This window comes from Roseisolibacter agri (assembly GCF_030159095.1).
Classification (GTDB): Bacteria; Gemmatimonadota; Gemmatimonadetes; order Gemmatimonadales; family Gemmatimonadaceae; genus Roseisolibacter; species Roseisolibacter agri.
Genome location: NZ_BRXS01000017.1, coordinates 1 through 1,081, shown reverse-complemented (window position 1 = coordinate 1,081; position 1,081 = coordinate 1). Strand labels below are relative to the sequence as shown.

Here is a 1,081-nt window from a genome sequence, read left to right as displayed (position 1 = left end):
TGGTCATCCTGTCATCGGCTCTGTTGAATCGTTGATCGCGGTGGAGCGGAAGCTGCGGCGGTGGTCGGTGGAGACGGCCGGAGTGCAGCATGCGCGCGATGACGAAGTCGGCGGTGGCGTTGGCGACCGAGGCGCTCACGATTGGCCGGATGGCGCTGCCGCCCTACTCCTGCCCCACGTCCCGGCACGACTACACGCAGCCGCAGCTCTTCGCGCTGCTCGTGCTCAAGCAGATGCTGCGGCTCGACTACCGGGGTGTGGTCACGCTCGTCGCCGAGTGGACGGAGTTGCGCCGCGCACTCGGCTTACGCCGCGTGCCCGATCACTCGACCCTCTGCTACGCGGCCCACCGGCTCCTCGCCGGCGCGGAAAAAGGGGGACCTTCCAGCGGGCGCAGCAGGCCGTCGTCCAGCGCGCCGCGCAGCAGGGCCTCCTCGCTGGGCGCGGCCCCACCGCGGCGGTCGACGCCAGTGGGTTCGAGGCGCACCACGTCAGCGCCCACTACGGCTACCGCTACTCGCCGCGCTACCGCGCCGCGTACGCCGGCCTCCATGGCGGTCGCGCCCCCAAAGGGCGGCACCGTCGGGCCACGTACCCGAAGCTGACGGTCGTTGTGCATACGGCGTCGCACCTGATCCTGGGCGCGGTGCCGAGCCAGGGGCCGGCGAACGACGCCCCCGCCTTCGTCCCCGCGCTGCGGCAGGCGGCCGCGCTCTTCCCGCGGCCCTTCGCGGCGGTGGTGGCCGATGCCGCCTACGACAGCGAGGCCCATCATGGGTGCTGTCACCGCGAGCTCCGGGTGCGCCGCACGGCGATCCGACTCAACCGCCGCTCCCACGGCCAGTGCTGGCCGCGGACGCGCTACCGACGCGCGATGCGGCGCTGCTTTCCTTGGCGCCTGTATCATCGGCGGCAGCAGGTCGAGAGCGTCTTCTCGCGCGACAAGCGGCGCCTCGGCTCCGCGCTCACCGCCCGCGCGGCGACCACGCAAGCGCAGGAGCAGCTCCTCCGCGTGCTCACCCACAACCTGCTCCTGCTTTACGGCCGGAGAAGGATTCAACAGAGCCCCTGTCATCCTGTC

Annotated in this window: 1 protein-coding gene and 1 pseudogene; both read left to right on the top strand. The window is 71.8% G+C overall.

Annotated elements, in window-relative coordinates; all coding sequences use genetic code 11:
- Positions 1 to 89: 89 nt before the first annotated feature.
- Positions 90 to 338 (top strand): annotated as a pseudogene (locus rosag_RS25490) (transposase); the annotation flags it as partial.
- The coding region (locus tag rosag_RS25325) for a transposase (protein ID WP_284352985.1) at positions 278 to 1,081 on the top strand (804 nt) is incomplete at its 3' end. The pseudogene rosag_RS25490 and the gene rosag_RS25325, both read left to right, overlap by 61 nt.